We start from the raw sequence: 18,792 nt of genomic DNA, 5'->3' as shown, positions 1-18,792 counted from the left end.
AAGGGATAGATGTGGACTTTTAATACTACTTGTCATTGCTGAAGACCGCACAGCAATGAACATTTCACACAACTAAATATTAGAAGTAAGTAGGAAAGAAGAAAAACATTGTTCACTGAAATGTTGCTAATTAAAAGAGCGCCAAGAACGTTAAGCTCTTGGCGCATTTTTAAGATAAATTATAGTCCAATGACATTAGATCACGAAGTTCATCATCATCTAGCTCTGTTAACCACTGGCTCGATTGAATGAGTTCCTCTGATAATGCAGATTTCTGTGCCAGCATTTTATCAATTTTTTCCTCAATCGTCCCTATGGTCACAAACTTATGCACTTGCACAAATTGTGTTTGCCCAATTCGGTAGGCACGGTCTGTTGCTTGATTTTCAACAGCAGGGTTCCACCAGCGATCGGCATGCAATACATGGTTTGCAGCTGTTAAGTTTAACCCTGTTCCTCCTGCCTTTAATGAGAGAATGAATATAGGGAATTCACCTGCTTGAAAAGCCTCTACTAAACGGTCACGTTGCTGTTTTGGCATAGCACCAGTTAAAAATGGTGCATCTACATTATAAATTTCACTGAAACAATGCTGAAGTAATTGTCCCATTCCAATATACTGAGTGAAAATAAGACATTGTTCACCATTGTCCACGATTTCCGCTGCCATATTTACAATACGCTCTAGCTTGACGGAACGAGTAAGCATCGTTGCAGCGTCCTCGAAAGGTTCCTTTAAATAAAGTGCAGGGTGATTACATAATTGCTTCAATTTACTAAGCATCTTTAAAACACGGCCTTTCTTTTGAAAGCCTGTTAGTTGCTCTAGCTGATCAAGCGTTTCTAAAATATAACCTTCATACAGTGATGCTTGTTCTGCGGTTAATGCGCAATAGGCATGGGATTCTTGCTTATCAGGTAAATTAAGCTGTAAATTTGGATCTCGCTTTGTACGACGAAGTAAAAACGGTTGAATTTTCGCACGTAGCTTTTGCTTATGTGACTCTGATTCATCGCGTTCAATAGGTAATATAAATTCTTCGTTAAAGCGTCCAAAGCTTCCTAAGTAACCTTTATGAATAAAATCAAAAATAGCCCAAAGCTCCGATAATCGATTTTCAACAGGTGTACCTGTTAGGGCAATATGGTGGCTACCTTGTAATTTTCGTATCGAACGAGATTGTAATGTCTGCATATTTTTTATATTTTGTGCCTCATCTAGTACAACGGTTGCCCAATCGATTTCTTGTAGAAATTCTGCATCCTGTGACACTGTACCATAAGTAGATAAAATAACATGCGGTTTTTCTTGTTCAATAAGCCTTGCAAATGCATCTTCTTTCGTCCGATTTGCTTGATAATGCGTATGCACGACCAACGATGGAGCAAAACGAGCAAGCTCTTTTTGCCAGTTACCAAGTACTGAAGTCGGACAAATAATAATGGTTGGCTCTTTGGCATCCGTTGTTTCATAGACATGCAGCAAATAAGAAATAAGCTGAACGGTTTTGCCAAGTCCCATGTCATCAGCTAGACAGGCACCAAAACCTTGTTCACGCATAAAGACTAGCCATTCAAATCCTTCTTGCTGATAAGGACGTAAGCTAGCATTTAAAGAAAGAGAGACTGGTACTGGTGGAAGACCTTTCTTTTCCTGAAGCTGCTCCATATAAGATTTTAAAGATTGCTGTAACTCAAAGGCAAAAAGTGGATCGTCACGCATCGCATCATCGGCATCTTCTTCTTCCTCAGGTGCAGATAAATCTTCAGGTAGCTCGCGGAATAAAAGCTCACGAACAGTCCAACTTTCATCTTCAGCCTGTTGCATTAAAGCACGCATTTCTTGCATCCAGTTGGCATCCACTCGAAACCATTCTGTACCAATGCGAATGAATTCTCGTTTTTCATCGACAAGCTTTTTAAATTGCTCGGCTGATATCGACTCACCGTTCATTGAAAATTGCCATTTAAACGTCAAAATATCATCGAGTCCAGCAACCTTTTTCGTTGATAAATTGCCCGTGCTAACACGCACGCGAATTTTTGATTGTTTTAAATCTTTTAGCCAAGCAGGTAGCACAACATCAAAACCAAGTGCCTGAAGCCGTGCTAAGTCTTCTCGTAAAAATTTGCGTACCTCTAGTTCGTCTAGAGTAATATGAATAAAAACATCAGGTTGTAAATCTTCAATTGATAGCAGCTCCACAATCTGTGTTTGTTGTTGCTCAATATCAAGCGCAAATGCCTGCCATTTAGTCGGTAATGCATCTACTAATGGTAATAATTTTTTACGAACAGCGGGTGTCCAATAATTTTTTGTTGAAACAGTACTTAGAACAGTTTCCAAAAGCCAAACTTCCGAATCTTCCTCAGGCTCACTTAAACGTAGAGAAGCAGTAACAGCGCCAGCTTGGCGATCCTGCTCTAATGGCCAGCCACCACGTTCGAAAAATGGGAGTAGCTTAGGCACATCAGACACAAGTAATCCAGCGTGAGCGAGTTTTTGTTGCACGGCTATTTCAAGTAATGCAGTATCTTCACCATCTATAGAAAATGACAGTGAAGAAAGATCATCTGCAATAACTGCATGAGACCAAAGTGAAGGTTCTTGCCAATACTGCTGTAATTTTTGCGCTTGTTCTATCATCGCACTACTTTCAGCATTAATCCCTTGCCAATGGATAAATGGATGACTGTAGCGCGAAGAAAAGATATCGAGTAGTTCTGCAGTAGAAATATCGATGGAAAGCTCTGTACGATTGGTCATTAAGCCATAAGTATTTGCCTCATACGTGAAAAATAATGAAGAAATAAGTGTCTCTACCTCTATTGCGGTACCACTTGCAGTAAAGCCATGCACCGTATAATTGCCATTCTGAGCTGATTCAATGCGTAGCTGTAGTCTTTTCGTAAACGGAGAGGGCGCATTTAATGTCATCATACTAAGTTTCCTTTCTCAATCTCTTCCTGTAGTGCACGAAGTCTTTTATATTCTGCACGGATTGTTTGCATGTATGTTTCAAAATAAGCAACTTTTCCTGCTCGTTTTGCTGCGCTTCGCATACTTTTCCATATACGTACAGCTTGCTTATAATTCATACGTGATTTTTGTGTAATCTCTGCCATTGCATAGACATGATACAAAGGTAATACTGCTGCAGGAGCTATGTGTAACACATCTTTTAGACCACACATTTCCAAATAAGAAAATGAGGAAACATTTAACTGATGTAACGCCGCCCATTCACGGTAGCGTTCTTTTCGAATAAGGAAGAAAGAATATGGCTGTAATCCGTATACACCGAACGCACTATATAACGTAGTTTCTTCCTCTTCGGTCAATTGTATATCTTCATATAAAAGTTGGAATTGTCGCACGTATTGCGCTCGCTGTACGACGGGCACAGTTTCTTGTAAAAAAGCTTCAGCAAATGGGAGCATAGCGCGCAAAATTAATGCTTGTGAATGTGACTCGCCAGCTCGCTTTGCAAAAGTAGCTAATTCGAACAAGTCTTGCATCTGTGGTAAGGCAACGTGTGCAATGCTTTCCTGTAATAATTGTTCTTTTTGTAATAGTACATAAAATATGAGCTTTAATGATTGTAAAGAAATCTCGGGTGACAGATTGTCGAGGTTGCTAATAAGTATTAGCTCCTGTTCGCGTCTAGGCTTCTCATAAAAAAGCACTGCCCATAGCAGCATGTAGATTTGCAGTCGATTAGCAAACAGCCCTTTGCGTTCAAGTAAAAAGTTTCGGACGATTTGCTGAAGTGCATCATAAAATGGATCGGTTGCAAAAAGTCGAGAGCGATTCGTTAATTCTGTCAGTATACTTTCGAATGATTGCACACTTTGATCGATAAAGTATTTCATATAGGGTGAATCTAATGAATGCCCCTGTGTATTGTTTAAATGACGCCAAATCACATTAAAGATGGACAGCTCTATAAATAGCTTATAGATAGGCTGCCACTCACGTTCAAATGGCATATGTTTGCGTAGTCGCTCCAATGCATCAGAACGAATTGCCGAAAGTCCGTAGCCTTCTAAAATGCGACCAGACGGTAACAGACGTTTCATTACTTCATCGACCATCAACTGCCAGCTTTCAGGGCTACGTTCATCAGCCAATGATTTTAACTGCACTGATTTTTGGGAGCGCCAAGCACTAGACCAGTTTTGTACCGAATCAAAGTACTGATAGAGAGCAAGTAGTGCGCCAACCTGATGTCGACACCATTTTTGTTGGGGACAGTTACAGCTTAAAGTCCCGTGAGCAAAATCAATTTCTACAGTTGCAGGTCTCACATCCTGTACGCTTGCATATAATATAGAACTTGCTCCATTAAAACGATCAAATACGATAGATTTGTTACGTACAGAAAAAACTGCACGACGCATAAGTTCCTCGTCTTCGCTAGAGGACGGATGTAAATCCTGCTCAGCTTCTTTTAATTTAGCAAGTATAAATTGTTGATATTCCTTAGCTAGTTGCGAAATAGACAAAGCCATAACCTCACTCCTCTCAATTGCATTGGCCAATGACTTTAGCTTTAATTTGGATGATAAAAAATGTCATCCGTAGTATTAAGGAAAAAAGACTGTCTTTCCATTATACGATTAAAATGCGGACATGATAAGCTGAATGATCAGAAAGAAAAAATTTGAACATAAGATGGTTAACAAGTACGTTTATTTGTGTTAAAATCTGAATAATCAGATAACGAGGAGGGATGAAGGATGATGCAGGTTCAGTACATGAAGCCGTTCTACACGAAAATTTCTGGAGATAAATTGCGTCTCGTATTTGCTTATCAATATTTCTCAATATTAAAAGAGAATGAGATTTTTCATTTCATTCCAATCGAAGGGAAAGAAATGATTATCAACTTGCATACACAACAAATCGAAAATTTATCTGAGGTATTTGTTTTCCAAAAAGGGAATCGTTTTATTCGATTACCACTTTATCAACTATTACTCATTACAAATGTTCATGAACATTTAACACCAATTCTTGAAAGCGCTACACCAAAGCCACAATTACCCCTTGTCTCTTCCGCAACTGTTGGTGAGATAGATCAGCTTATTACAGAAATTGAGCAAAGAAATATTGATTATTTAATAGATCAAGCATTATTAGATTACAATGAAGCTCTCTTTTTTGAGCTATTACAACAAAAGAGCACACAATTCGGAGGTTAACAAAAATTGAATACTAGGTACAGCAAATGAGCACCCACTTTTCACGAAGAAGAAGCGGGTGCTTTAACATATTAAATGGAGTTTTAAACGTCTCTTTATCTTCAATTATTTGGATTTATTACCAATAGTACTTAAAAGCGATTGGCTGACACCGATATAAATAAAAATATTGTTCGCATGGGGGTGGGGAGATGTTAGGAAAGTGGTCTGCTACGGGAATGTCAATATTAAATAATATGAATAATCATTATAGTGCAATGAGTAAGGCGATGTTGCGAATTTCTTCGGGCTACCGCATTAATAGTGCAGCCGATGATCCGGCGGGTCTTGCGATATCTGAAAAAATGCGCGCCCAAATCCGCGGATTGAATATGGCATCGAAAAATATCCAAGATGGAATTTCACTTGTGCAAACAGCTGAAGGTGCGCTTAATGAAACGCATGCAATGATTCAAAGAATGCGAGAGCTAGCAGTACAAGCATCCAATGATACACTAACCGATAGTGATCGTCAGCAACTCGATAAGGAATTTCAAGAACTAAAAAAAGAAATTCAGCGTCTTTCAAGAGATACAGAATTTAATACAAAGACATTATTGAATGGTGATCATGCGACCAATGGCATCAAGATTCAAGTAGGTGCAAATGCAGGCCAAAACATTGAGTTGTTCATTAAAGATATGGGATCGGTGGCACTTGGTTTAGACGACACAACTTCCATTGCAACACGGGATGATGCAAACAAGGCAATTTCAACGATGGACGAGGCATTAAAGCGAGTATCATCGGAACGTTCAAATCTAGGTGCAATGCAAAATAGACTTGAGCATGCATATAATGCGAATATGAATACAGCAGAAAACTTAACCGCTGCGGAATCACGAATTCGCGATGCTGATATTGCGAAGGAAATGATGAATATGGTGAAATCACAAATTTTGCTACAAGCTAGCCAATATGTACTGGCACTTCACATGCAACAGGCACATTCAATTTTAAAATTGCTAGAAAGCGGAACAATAAGGAATCCCAGATACTAATGGCGATTCCTTGTTGTTTTTTGTTTTAGATGGAATCGCCGATAGAATTGCACGAATCGCCGATGACCCGGAAGAAATCGCCGATAGAAGTTGGTGAATCGCCGATGACCCGGAAGAAATCGCCGATAGAAGCCCACGAATCGCCGATAAACCATTTGTTTTAACAAGTTTAGTACCCGTAAACCACAGTAAATTTTTAATTTCCAACAACCTATTTTTCTACAACTTTTATGCTGTTATAGTAAAAAGAAAAGGAGTGAAGTTATTGATTGTTAAACCTTTTGCGCCATCATCGCTGACATTGGGATTGCAAGCGCTTGTTCGACGATTGCATCCTTCACATCCACAGTTCACAACCTTACAACAGGAGCTGAAAAATAAGGAAGCTGGCGATTTTGCAGAATATTATATTTTGAAAGAGCTAGAAAAGTTGCCACAGCTAAGTGACTGTCACATCTTCCACAATGTTATGCTTCCTACGGTACTCCCCATGCAAATCGACATTTTAGTCATTACATCAAGCGGTATTATTATATTAGAAATTAAAAATATACGTGGTACTGTCCATTTCAAAAATGACCCACGCCAGTTAATTCGTACTTTAGATACAGGAGAAATTCAAGTTTTCACGCATCCTGAAATTCAGCTAGAACAGTATATTCAGGCAATGCACTATTTTCTGAACGAGTATCATATTACAATACCGATATATGGAGCAATTGTTTTTCCTTTTAATAATGTAGAAATACATCGAGAAGGTGAAGGGCTACCAATAGTAATGGGAAGAGAACTCCCAATGTATTTGCATAAGTTATTAGCGAATAATAAGGGGATAGCTACAACTGAAATAACAAACATTATTCTGTCACAATTACAACATAGTAAGCCTTATCCGCTTTGCAGATATTATCAAATTGATCCTAATGCTTTGCAAAGAGGCGTTTTTTGCGAAAATTGTGGGCACTTTGGGATGGAAAAACGGAAAAGAATTTGGTTATGCCAGAGATGCCAGCACCGATGTACTGATGCACATGTACAAGCACTAAAAGATTATTACATGCTTGTTGGAGATACGATAACGAACAGGAATTGTCGGGAGTTTTTGAAAATCGAATGTAAACATGTCACAAAAAGATTATTGCAAAAAACATTACAACCAAGTTGTAATTCAGGCAAACTTACAGAGTATAACTTGTCGTGTTTATTGGAAACGCCAATAAAAGTTACTGAATCGCCACTAAAAGTGAGAAAATCGCCACTAAACGTCCCGAAAACGCCACTAAAACCTAAACAATCGCCATCAAAAACCAATCAAATCACTTCCAAAAAGCTACGATAAACCCAACAAAATGTAAAAAGCACACAGAAAATACTGCGAAATAACAAATTGATTCACACTTTCCCTTGAAAGATGTATACTATAATGCAGAACAAAAATGTGAAAATGCATTTTATTGACCATATAAAAATTTACTACTCGTTTTTGAAACGGAAGGAAGAATAGAGAATGACGAAATCAATTTGTGTCGTTGGACTTGGCTATATCGGATTACCAACGGCTGTAATGTTTGCCAACCACGGCATAAAAGTACATGGGGTTGACGTAAACCCAGCAGCAGTAAAAAGTATTCAAGAGAAAAAACTTCATATTGAAGAAAACGGTTTACAAGAACGCCTAAATAAAGCAGTAGATGAAGGATTCTTAACAGCGTCAACGACACCACAAGAAGCGGATGTTTTCATTGTGGCTGTACCATCGCCAATTAACCCTGACAATACAGCGAATTTAGAATATGTACGTCAAGCAACGGCATCGATTGTGCCTTATGTAAAAAAAGGAAATTTAGTAATTCTTGAATCGACAGTACCACCGAAAACAGTAGAGCACATTATGCTACCTGAACTAATCAAAGCAAACTTGGAGTTCGGCGTTGATTTATTTGTAGCACATTCACCAGAGCGTGTAATTCCTGGTCGCATTTTTGAAGAATTAGTGAACAACGACCGTATCGTTGGTGGGATTGATGAAACATCTTCTCAAATGACAAAAGAGCTTTACCAAACATTTGTAAATGGCACAATCCATTTAACTGATGCAACAACAGCTGAATTAGTAAAAGTAATGGAAAACACATACCGTGATGTCAATATTGCTTTTGCCAATGAGCTTGCAAAAATGGCTGAAAAATTAGACGTAAACATTTGGGAAGCAATTAAATTTGCTAACTATCACCCACGTGTGAATGTACACTTCCCAGGTCCTGGTGTAGGTGGACACTGTATCGCAGTAGACCCATGGTTCTTAGTTGAGCTAGGTGGCGAGCAAGCACAAATTATTCATATGTCACGTAATACAAATGACAGCATGCCAAGATTTACAGCACAAAAAACACAAGCGATTTTAAATGAAAACAAAATTGCAGGTGGCAAAGTAGCTGTGCTTGGACTAGCCTTCAAAGGAAACGTTGATGATATGCGTGAAAGCCCATCAACAATCGTTATTGATGAGCTACAAAATCTAGGCTTAGACGTGATTTCTTATGATCCACACATTAAAGAAAACAAACATGCTACACAAACACAAAGCTTAGAAGAAGCAACAAAAGATGCGGACATCATTGTTGTGCTAACAGATCACAATGAGTTCAAAGCATTTGATGCAGCGAACATTACTGTAAAAACAAAAATCGTCTTTGATACGAAAAACTGCTTAAACCGTGAAAAATGGCAAGAGGCTGGCTTCCAGTTCCACTTACTAGGGGATGCGAAAAACCGATGAAAGAAACAGTACTTGGCATCAACGTCAATACGGAAGGCTACGATGAATTAATGGATATGGCATTTGAGCGCATTGAAAACAAACAAAAAGCGCTCGTCGTTGCCATCAACCCAGAAAAAATTATCAAGGCAAAAGAAGACCCAGCACTAAAGAAGCTATTAAATGAAGCAGAATTTCAAATTCCAGATGGTATTGGTGTTATTCTTGCTTCGAAAATTCAAAAAGGGCAAATTCGTGAACGTGTTACAGGCGTCGATATGATGATGAAGCTTTGTGAAGAAGCGGCAAAAAGAAGCAAGCCAATTTTCCTTTACGGAGGTAAACCTGGTGTTGCCGATGCAGCAAAAGCAAAGCTAGAATCACTATTTCCTTCTATTAAAATAGTTGGCGTACAGGACGGCTATGAAAAGGACGAACAAAAGGTCATCGATCGTATTAATGAAGCACAACCGGATTTACTATTTGTCGCGATGGGCAGTCCAAAACAGGAAAACTGGATTAACACTAATCGAGACCGATTGCACCCAACGATTTATCAAGGAGTTGGTGGATCGTTCGATGTGCTGGCAGGTACAGTAAAACGTGCTCCGGAAATTTTCCAAAAGTTTGGTCTTGAATGGTTTTACCGTTTAATGAAAGAACCTAAGCGCATCAAGCGTCAGATCGCACTACCACTTTTCTTATTGGAAGTGGCAAGGCAAAAACGTCAATAATTTTTAAAAATTGGTATTGTCGTTTTAAATTGAAAGTGTTAGACTGTAGGTGTATAGGAATTTCCTCTATGAAATAATAGAATTCCCTGCAAGGAAACAACGGTTGGTAGCCCAAGCGAAAAAAGCTCAAGCATTTATATGCTTGAGCTTTTTTCGTTTTATCAAATAACTTAATTATCCAATATTTTATATCATTCTAGAAAATATGAACAATAGAATGGAAGAAAATTAGATTTTGTTGGAAAAGTTGCATATTTTCACTTGAAAAAAAACGCCTAATAGCCGACAATGGTAAAAGAGAGTTCGATGTCCACTATTTTCCGGAAGTGAATTAGTAATTTTCCCAAAATATGATTGACAACTTTTAGGGATACAACTATACTTTTATGTGTAGTTGTTTATTTACTACATAACTATGTAGTAGAGACATAATTTTTTAACTTAGAGGAGGAAATTTTTCTATGGCTAACCAACCAAAGAAATACAAAAAATTCGTAGCTACGGCTGCAACGGCTACTTTAGTAGCTTCTGCTATCGTACCAGTGGCTTCTGCAGCAGGATTCTCAGATGTAGCAGGTAACGACCACGAGGTAGCAATCAACGCACTTGCTGATGCAGGTATCATCAATGGATACGCTGACGGCTCATTCAAACCAAACCAAACAATTAACCGCGGTCAAGTGGTTAAATTATTAGGTCGTTATTTAGAAGCACAAGGCCAAGAAATTCCAGCTGACTGGAATTCAAAACAACGCTTCAACGATCTACCAACAACAGCTGAAGCTGAATTAGTTAAATATGCTGCACTTGCTAAAGATGCAGGCGTATTCAACGGTTCAAACGGCAACTTAAACGCTGCTCAAACTATGCAACGTCAACAAATGGCAGTAGTTTTAGTACGTGCTATTAAAGAAATCGCTGGCGTAGACTTAGTTGCTGACTACAAAAAAGCTGGTTTCGTAACTGAAATCTCTGACCTAGAAAAAGCTTACTCTGCTGAACAACGCAATGCTATCGTTGCTTTAGAATACGCTGGTATCACTAACGTATCTAACTTCAACCCAGGTAACAGCGTAACTCGCGGACAATTTGCTTCATTCTTATACCGCACAATCGAAAACGTTATTAACACTCCTGAAGCTGGTGTTGCTGCAGTTAAAGCTATCAATAGCACAACTGTTGAAGTAACATTTGACGAAGAAGTTGAAAACGTACAAGCTCTTAACTTCTTAATCTCTGATCTTGAAGTTAAAAACGCTGCTATTAAACAAACAAACAAAAAAGTTGTTGTATTAACAACTGCTGCTCAAACAGCTGACAAAGAGTACACTGTATCTCTTGGCGAAGACAAAATCGGTACATTCAAAGGTATCGCTGCTGTAGTACCTACTAAAGTAGATATCGTTTCTAAATCAGTACAAGGTAAACTTGGTCAACAAGTAACTGTTAAAGCACAAGTTACTGTTGCTGAAGGTCAATCTAAAGCTGGTATCCCAGTAACATTCAACGTTCCTGGTAACAACAACGATGCTGTTAACCCAACACTTACTGGTGAAGCGGTAACTAACGATGAAGGTATTGCAACTTACACTTACACTCGTTATACTGCAAAAACTGACACTGTAACTGCTTATGCAACTGGTGATCGTTCTAAATTCTCAATTGGTTATGTATTCTGGGGAGTTGACACAATCCTTACTGTAACTGATGTAAATGAAGGTACATCTGTTAACAACGGCGCTAACAAAACTTATAAAGTTACATTTAAAAATTCAACAACTGGTAAAGTTGAAGCTAATAAAACATTCAACGTTTCTGTTCTTGAAAACATTGATGTTACAGCTGATAAATTACAAAATGTAACTGTAAATGGTACTGCTGTAGCTCAATTAAGTAACGGTACTGTAGTTAAAACAGCACAAATTACTACTGATGGAAATGGCGAAGCAACATTTACAGTATCAGGTACAAATGCTGAAGTAACACCTGTAGTTTATGAAGCGGCAGCTATTTATGATGTAAATAATAAAGTATCTTCTTATTCTTCAAAATATGAAGCATCAGCTTTACAAGCAACAGCTTCTAAAGTGAAATTTGGTGCACTTCAAGCAGAATACACTATTGAACTTAAACGTGATGGTGGAGAAGTTGCTGCTATCGGAGATACAAACGGTGGACGTAAATATAACATCGTTGTAAAAGATAAAGATGGTAAAGTTGCTAAAAATGAAATTGTAAATGTTGCATTTAATGAAGATATTGACGGAGTAATTGCGACTAATACTAAAGCTAAATTCATTAAAGTAGATTCTGATGGAGTTCAATCATTCTACGGAGATGTTGCTGATAAAGATGGCAACAAAGCTAAGCAAATTGTTGTAAAAACAAATGATAAAGGTGAAGCTTCATTTGTAATCGGAAGCACTGAAGTTAATGACTATGTTACTCCAGTTGCATGGATCGATATCAACACATCAAATGCTGCAGATGGAAAATTAGATAAAGGTGAACCATCAACTCTAGGTTCGATTTCTTACTTCCAAGAACAATATCTAGATGGTGCAAAAATTTCTTCTTATGATGCTACTAATAAAAAAGTAGATAAATTCAAAGATAAAGAAGAAGCAACATTTAGACCATCTTTAACAAACCAAAGTGGTAAAACTTATAACGCAACATCTGTTGATTTCAAGTCAGTTACTTATACTGTTACAAACACTGGTGCAAATGACATTGAGGTACTAGACATTGCAGACGGAAAATGGAAAGTAGTTTCTCCAAACCGTAACTTCACAACTTCAACAACATCAACATCAACAACAACTGATTTGAAAGTTCGTTCAGTAGACGGAAAAACTAATTCTGTAAAAGTATTAGCTACTGGTAATGCTAAATATACTGAAAGAAATTCAACAAATGAAAAAACGTATGCATTTACTTCTAAAGAAGCTACAGCTTCATTCGTAAAAACAAGTGAAGTTGGAAACACTTATACAGGTATTGTAAAATCAATCAATACTGATAAAGAAGAACTTGTAATTAATGACAAAGATGCAGTGAACTATGATGGTGAATCTGGTAAAACTTATGTTTATAAAGGTTTAGGTGGATCAACAATTAGTGATGTTGATGCATTTATCGAAATTCTTAAAAGTGCAGAAGTTACTGTAACTTACAATGTTGAAGGTAGCACAGTAACATTCACTATTATTAATATTAATTATAATGGAGCTAAACCTGCAGATACTGCTGAAAAAGATAGAGTAGAGGCTGGAAAAACTTTAACTAATGCGATTCAAGCAGAAACTACTGCTAATTTAGTTGAAGCAAATTATACACCTGCATCTTGGAAAGTATACTCTGAAGCATTAGCAGCAGCAAAAGCTGTAAATGTAACAACTGCTTCAACTAGTGCTATTAAAAAAGCTACAACTGATTTAGCTAATGCTAAAAAAGGATTAGTACTATCTGGCGCAGCAGAAGCTGCTAAAGAAGTATCTAAAAAAGCTTTAAGTGATGCGATTGCTGCTGTAAAAGCAGATGAGTATTATACATCTGTTGCAGCTGTAAAAGCTCTAGTGAAAGTGGCTACTGATGTATTAGCTAATGCTTCTTCTACAAAAGCTGATTATGATACTGCAAAAACTGATTTAGAATCAGGTCTTAAAGCATTAGAAAAAGCGGCGGCAGTGGCTCCAACAGCTATAACTTCTGTAGATGGAAATGTTGTTACATTCACTTTCACATCTAACGTTTCAGTTGCTGCAGGTACAAAAATCACAATTGGTGGTCAAGAAGGTACTGTTGCTTCAACTACAGATTCAAAAGAATTAAAAGTAACATTTGCTACTCTACCAACAATTGATAGTACAGCTAAATTTGATGTTAAAGTAGCTTCTACTCCTACACATTTAGCTGGAGATTTCAATTACACTGTGACATTCACGGCGGCAGGTTCAACTTGGACAGTAGTAAAAACTTCTTAATAAAACTAAACGAAACGTTACTTTATAAACTAGCTTGCTAGTGAAATAAGTGGATTTAGACCCTATAGGAAGAACTTTAATTAGTTTGGCTCTATGGGGTCTTCTTCTAACTATCGTGCTTGTATTCATCAGGGTAGTTCTGATGCGTGGGAAACAGTTCCGTTTGCTCACGAGCCTAATCCTCCTGCATCCAATGCGAGTGTCTATCCGCTCAAAGGGATGAAGTCAGGTGAAGTCGTACTTAGGTGAAATTCCTAAGGCGGGGCTCTTTAAAAAACGACTATGGCTAGGACAACGAATCCATGTAGGCTGTATGTGTCGATTATGCGTGCGAAATTGCTAGGGGTTCATGTATAATTCTGTCATCTGTAATGATGATTGGGTCATCTGTATATAATTTGGAACTGTTAAACGGATGGTGTGCATACTGTATAGTGGGAGCCTAAGGTCTTTAAAATGAGGGAACAAGTCGATGGAACGTTTGAAGTCTTTTCAGAAGAGGTTCGGTAGAAAACCTATGATACTGAAAAGATGGCAGCAGGTTCATAGTAGTGTTGATTGCTAGCCGTTTGGACTTGTATGGTAACATACGAGAAGGGTAAAACTAGCAGGAGCGAAGGAACCTAGTCAGTAGTAGTTCAATAAGAAACTTATTTCCCCAAAAAATTTGTTTCTTACAATCAGTAATTTCATAGGAGTAATCACATATATGTGGTTACTCCTTTTTTTAAGTTGTAAATACTGAATAGTCAGACTATTATTGAGCACGCCGTATGCGGTGAAAGCCGCTTGTCCGGTGTAGGCTCGAATCGAAAGCCATTGTACATGGTATAAGACGAGAATAGCGCAACCACTTTCAATGTAAATAATGCACTATCATTGTCTACAGCAATCTCAACTGTTAAAGATGGAGACACTATTAAATTAACAGGTTCTTTCGCAACTAGTCCCATCACCATTAGTAAATTAGCACACTTAAATTTAAATGGTTATACTTTGACAGGTGATGTAATAATCTCTAGCAATACAGCAGGAACGCTAAATATCTCTGCAGGAAATATTACTGGTAATTTAACAGTAAATACTGCTAATGCTACTGTAAATAATGCTGCAACTGTTACTGGAACTATCACAATCAATAATGTAAGTGGAAACACATGGAATGAGAATGTATCAGGGAATAACTTAATATTCAATGATCCAGATGCAGGTACAAAACTTGTATTAGGTGCAACGGCACGTGTTGCAAGTATTACATTAAATAGACCTGCTGTAGTAACTATTCCTACTGCTGCTTCAGTTGGGACATTAATAGTAAATACCGCAGGATCAACAGTAAATAATGCTGGAGCGATTACCGAAGTAGAAAAAAATGCGGATGTTGTAATTAACGGAAATGCACCTGCAACGGTTAAGCCAGGTCCAGGTGTTGTTACATCGGTAGGAACTCAAGCCGAATTAGAAAGTGCTCTAAACAATGCAGCAGTTCACAACATTAAATTCACTAAAAATATTGTAACTTCATCACAAATTCTTGTGAAACAAGCAAATAAAAAGATTGATGGTGGAAACTTTCAGTTAATTGCTAAGCAAGGTATGACTTATGTAGAACCAAACAAATCAGTGTTAACGGTTCTAGATGCTACAGGTGTGTCGATTTCAAACCTTACTGTAGATGCATCGGCTGTAAATACTGCCAACAAGTGGGATGGGCTCTACGCTCTTCAAGTGTATAATGCAACTGACGTCAACCTTGATAGAGTCACAGTTAAAAATGCAGATGCAGGGCTGTTAGTAAATGGTTCACAAGTGAAGGTCAATGCCATTACGACATCTGGTAACGAGTTTGGTGGTATTGAAGTATCACAAGGAAAAGATGTTACTTCATCTTCTACATTAACTGTTGCTGGAAACAGTACACATACGAATGAAAATATCTACATTTGGACAGTTGGTAATAATGCAACTGTAGTAGATGCTGCGAACCAATATAAATTTGCTAAAGATATTAGACCAGGCAAAGAGTTATATACAAACTATATTCTTGCTTCAGAAAATAGAGATATACCTTTTACCGTAATAGAGGTGCCAAAGAGTTTTACAAGTAAAACACTAACAAATCTAGATTTTTCTACTGTACAAGCAACACAAGCACAACTAGTTAGTAAACCCGTTACAGTAGGTGATTTTACTGGTAGTAAAAAAGATTTTACGATTCGTGTGCAAAAAGGAGCACGAGTGGATGATATTCCTGTAACTGTTTCTTGGAAGCTATCAACTGATTTCTCAAAAGGATTAGCTATGGGAAGTGTAGTAGAAAGTGCAATTCAACAATTTTATGTTGATAAAGACATGGCGAATGGCGATTCACAATATACAGAGTTAATGTCTCGCCCAGTAATGGCGACAGGGAATTATGAAAATGACCAATTTTATATAGGGACATTTTCTACAGGTTCTCAGGCATCAATTACATTACTAGGAAACGATTGGGCGTATTTCTTTGATAATAATCAAGCGCATGGAACAGATGTCGATAAATCTAAAAATCGTGCATTTACAATTAGTGATAAGACAAATACAGTAACAATTAATTTGGCTTCTAATTTTGCGACGATTGATGACTTAGTAAAATATATAAATAATCGTCTGAAAAATGCAGATGTAAAAGCAAATGCAGAAAAAGTAGGTACTGCACAATTTAAAATTACATGTACATCAAATCAAGGAGACTTAATAATTGAGGGTCTAAACAAAAATGATTTCTTTGAATAAATATTAATATATTTAGTGCCTATTAATAGATAATGATAGTTTAAGCCCTAACATCAACTACAGGTGTTAGGGCTTTTTTTAACTAACAAATTTAGTAGCAAATGTTCAATGTAGGATGTTTGACAACATTATATAAGTGCTAGTTGGAGATAGTGAAAAAGCGAAATCGTTACCTACTTATTATTTAGGAAAAGTGAAGCTACAGTTAACAATTGCACTATTTTTCCATGTTCATGTATTACTAAAAATAGTATAAATTTACAACTTATAAATATTTTTTAAATAGTGCATTAACACTAATATGGTTTCATATATATGTACTGGGGAAATAAGTTTTACTACTATTGATGGCACGCCGTATGCGATGAAAGTCGCTTGTACGGTGTAGGCCCAAACCGAAAACCGAGATAGAGAGATAGAGAGATGGTATAAGGTGGGAATAGCAAAGGTAATTTTAATTTGTCGTTAATGCATTCTAACGACACTCATGCGAATTTAACTAATATTGCTAGAAAGGTGACAGCAGTCAAGGAGGTTAGAGCGAAAAAACCAAATGCATTACTAGTAGATGCTGGAGATGTATTTTCTGGATCTTTATACTTCAATGAATTTAAAGGAAAAGCTGATTTGGCGTTTATGAACTTAATGGGTTATGACGTGATGACGTTTGGTAACCATGAGTTTGATTTAGGATCAAGTCCTGAAGGGCATCAAGCGTTAGTAGATTTCATTAAAGGCGCTCAATTCCCATTTGTTTCAGCTAACGTTGATTTTTCTAAAGATAATAAGTTTACTGGGTTGTTCTCAGATTTAATTTCAAGTGATCCGAAAAACGGCAAAATCTACAATGGGATCATTAAAGAAATTAACGGTGAAAAAGTTGGTATTTTTGGTTTAACGACTGCTGAGACAAAAGATATTTCTTCTCCTGGTAGTATCGAGTTTGAAAACTATATTGAAGAAGCGAAAAAAGCAGTTAAAGCTTTTGAGGATAAAGGCGTTAATAAAATCATTGCCCTAACGCATATCGGTTACGACGATAATCCTGCATATGATAACGACCTAATATTAGCGAAATCAGTAGCAGGCATCGATGTGATTGTCGGTGGTCATAGCCATACGCAACTTGATAAACCTGTTGTAGTCGATAAGAATATGAGTGGACAAGCGAAAGATAAGACAATTATTGTACAAGCGTATCAATACAATGATTATTTAGGAACATTGGATGTTACCTTTAATCCACAAGGTGTAGTCATTGCACATAATGGGGCTTTATTAAAAGTGGCAGAATATGCAGAGGATGCAAATGCTGTGGCGACATTAAAACCATTTAAAGATAAAGTTGATGCGGTTTCTAAATCTGAAACAGGTGCAATTGCAACAGTAGCGCTTGAAAATCCACGTGATAATGGTGATACGGCAAAGCCGAGTGTTCGTAAAAATGAAACGCCGTTAGGGAATGTTATTACAGATGGCATGCTTGCAAAAGCGAAACAATACAATCCAAATGTAATTATGGCGCTACAAAATGGCGGAGGTATTCGTACAGCGATTAATCAAGGACCAATAACGGTTGGTGAAGTTATTTCAGTTCTACCATTTGGTAATACATTAGCAACGGTGACTTTAACTGGAGCGGAATTAAAACAAACATTTGAAAAAAGTGTTTCACTTTATCCACTTGAAAATGGTGGTTTCCTTCATGTTTCAGGTGCAAAGGTAGAATTTGATTCTTCTAAACCAGCAGGTCAACGTATTGTCAAAATCTCTTACAAAGATGCTCAAAATAACGATATTGCAATTCAAGATAATAAAACGTATACAATCGCAACAAATGCATTTACTGCAAAAGGCGGAGATGGCTTTGATGTTTTGAAAAAGGCATATGAAGAAGGACGCGTAACGGATTTAGGTTTATCAGACTGGGAAAATCTCGCTGAGCATTTAAAATCTTTAGTTAATGTCAATCCGAAAGTTGAAGGTAGAATCGTAGACGTCGCTAATAGTCAACAGCCTGATAAAAATGTTGATGGCGCTGATTTCTCTGGAACTGCTGGACAACCTAAAGTTTACGAAGGAAATGTAACAGTAAGTATCTCAAATATTGCTTCTTTAGGAAATGCAGTTGTGAAAGGGAATTTAATTTTAACTGGCACTGTGCCAGCGCAATTCTCATTTAACAATCTACAAGTTGGAGGCAATCTTGATCTTTCAAAATTAACTGGGGATCTCTTTAATTTTGATGGAGTTACTGTAACTGGAGATACAATTCTATAAGTATTGCAAAGCCT

The 18,792-nt window shown here is 37.3% G+C and carries 9 protein-coding genes and 1 pseudogene; 8 read left to right on the top strand and 2 right to left on the bottom strand.

Annotation, left to right across the window (positions count from 1 at the left end; translation table 11 throughout):
• Positions 1-169: 169 nt before the first annotated feature.
• Positions 170-2,941 (bottom strand): DEAD/DEAH box helicase, encoded by a 2,772-nt coding sequence (locus tag ACQKNX_RS16080; protein ID WP_427429754.1) that lies wholly within the window; start codon positions 2,939-2,941, stop codon positions 170-172.
• Positions 2,938-4,512, bottom strand: coding sequence for a hypothetical protein (locus tag ACQKNX_RS16075; protein WP_427429753.1), 1,575 nt, complete (start codon positions 4,510-4,512; stop codon positions 2,938-2,940). The genes ACQKNX_RS16080 and ACQKNX_RS16075 overlap by 4 nt, the downstream gene beginning before the upstream one ends.
• A gap of 228 nt (positions 4,513-4,740) precedes the next feature.
• On the opposite strand from ACQKNX_RS16075, the gene ACQKNX_RS16070 reads away from it, so the two are divergent.
• The 8 genes and pseudogenes from ACQKNX_RS16070 to ACQKNX_RS16035 all read left to right on the top strand — a co-directional run.
• Positions 4,741-5,205, top strand: coding sequence for a transcriptional regulator (locus ACQKNX_RS16070; RefSeq protein WP_427429752.1), 465 nt, complete (start codon positions 4,741-4,743; stop codon positions 5,203-5,205).
• 191 nt (positions 5,206-5,396) lie between these two features.
• Positions 5,397-6,245 (top strand): flagellin, encoded by an 849-nt coding sequence (locus ACQKNX_RS16065; protein ID WP_427429751.1) that lies wholly within the window; start codon positions 5,397-5,399, stop codon positions 6,243-6,245.
• 265 nt (positions 6,246-6,510) lie between these two features.
• A complete protein-coding gene (locus ACQKNX_RS16060) occupies positions 6,511-7,584 on the top strand; it encodes a nuclease-related domain-containing protein (RefSeq protein ID WP_427429750.1) in 1,074 nt (357 codons plus the stop codon).
• A 168-nt stretch (positions 7,585-7,752) separates the two neighbouring features.
• Positions 7,753-9,024 carry a nucleotide sugar dehydrogenase gene (locus tag ACQKNX_RS16055; protein ID WP_427429749.1) on the top strand — a complete coding sequence of 424 codons (1,272 nt, stop codon included), beginning with the start codon at positions 7,753-7,755 and terminating at the stop codon, positions 9,022-9,024.
• Complete coding sequence (locus ACQKNX_RS16050; protein WP_340820952.1) at positions 9,021-9,737, top strand: WecB/TagA/CpsF family glycosyltransferase; 717 nt, start codon at positions 9,021-9,023, stop codon at positions 9,735-9,737. Before ACQKNX_RS16055 ends, ACQKNX_RS16050 begins: the two co-directional genes overlap by 4 nt.
• 461 nt (positions 9,738-10,198) lie before the next feature.
• Positions 10,199-13,723 (top strand): S-layer homology domain-containing protein, encoded by a 3,525-nt coding sequence (locus tag ACQKNX_RS16045; RefSeq protein WP_427429748.1) that lies wholly within the window; start codon positions 10,199-10,201, stop codon positions 13,721-13,723.
• An 879-nt stretch (positions 13,724-14,602) separates the two neighbouring features.
• On the top strand, positions 14,603-16,498 hold the full coding sequence (locus tag ACQKNX_RS16040; protein ID WP_427429747.1) for a hypothetical protein: 1,896 nt from the start codon (positions 14,603-14,605) through the stop codon (positions 16,496-16,498).
• A gap of 450 nt (positions 16,499-16,948) precedes the next feature.
• Positions 16,949-18,778: pseudogene (locus tag ACQKNX_RS16035) on the top strand (bifunctional metallophosphatase/5'-nucleotidase); the annotation flags it as partial.
• Positions 18,779-18,792: the final 14 nt, after the last annotated feature.

The sequence above is a fragment of the Lysinibacillus sp. NPDC093712 genome, from assembly GCF_050280025.1.
In the GTDB taxonomy this organism is placed as follows: domain Bacteria; phylum Bacillota; class Bacilli; order Bacillales_A; family Planococcaceae; genus Lysinibacillus.
The sequence above is the reverse complement of the archived record's forward strand: the minus strand, read 5'-3'. Positions and strand labels throughout refer to the sequence as shown.

Coding starts and splice junctions, on each gene's coding strand:
- ACQKNX_RS16055 (WP_427429749.1), top strand. CDS start 7,753: ATGACGAAATCAATTTGTGTCGTTGGACTTGGCTATATCGGATTACCA.
- ACQKNX_RS16045 (WP_427429748.1), top strand. CDS start 10,199: ATGGCTAACCAACCAAAGAAATACAAAAAATTCGTAGCTACGGCTGCA.
- ACQKNX_RS16075 (WP_427429753.1), bottom strand. CDS start 4,512: ATGGCTTTGTCTATTTCGCAACTAGCTAAGGAATATCAACAATTTATA.
- ACQKNX_RS16065 (WP_427429751.1), top strand. CDS start 5,397: ATGTTAGGAAAGTGGTCTGCTACGGGAATGTCAATATTAAATAATATG.
- ACQKNX_RS16080 (WP_427429754.1), bottom strand. CDS start 2,941: ATGATGACATTAAATGCGCCCTCTCCGTTTACGAAAAGACTACAGCTA.
- ACQKNX_RS16070 (WP_427429752.1), top strand. CDS start 4,741: ATGATGCAGGTTCAGTACATGAAGCCGTTCTACACGAAAATTTCTGGA.
- ACQKNX_RS16050 (WP_340820952.1), top strand. CDS start 9,021: ATGAAAGAAACAGTACTTGGCATCAACGTCAATACGGAAGGCTACGAT.